The sequence below is a fragment of the Candidatus Magasanikbacteria bacterium RIFOXYB2_FULL_38_10 genome, from assembly GCA_001783145.1.
In the GTDB taxonomy this organism is placed as follows: domain Bacteria; phylum Patescibacteriota; class Patescibacteriia; order Magasanikbacterales; family UBA10003; genus GWC2-40-17.
In genome coordinates this window covers 47,464-47,773 of record MFQT01000010.1, presented here as the reverse complement: position 1 = coordinate 47,773, position 310 = coordinate 47,464, and positions in this window count along the sequence as shown.

Sequence of the window (310 nt, the reverse complement as noted above, 5' to 3'; positions counted from 1 at the left end):
ATAACAGAATAATAGATAATAGAAGTTAAGATAATAAAGAAAGAATATATAATTAAGGTAAAATATTAATATAGTAATAATAATATTTTGCCGTTCAGTTGATTCTCTGGTGAGATAATAGTCAATGAATTTTGAAAAGAAGAAAAGGCTTCCGTTAGCAATTTTTTAAGCCCCTACTGTATGAACACTGATTCATACACCTGTTCATACAGTAACGTGTTGACTTAAGCATAGCACAATTCAATATTCTGCGTCAAAAAGACCTGTTCCGGACTTGCTCAACTGGCGTCTAAATTAGTTCGGGAAAATA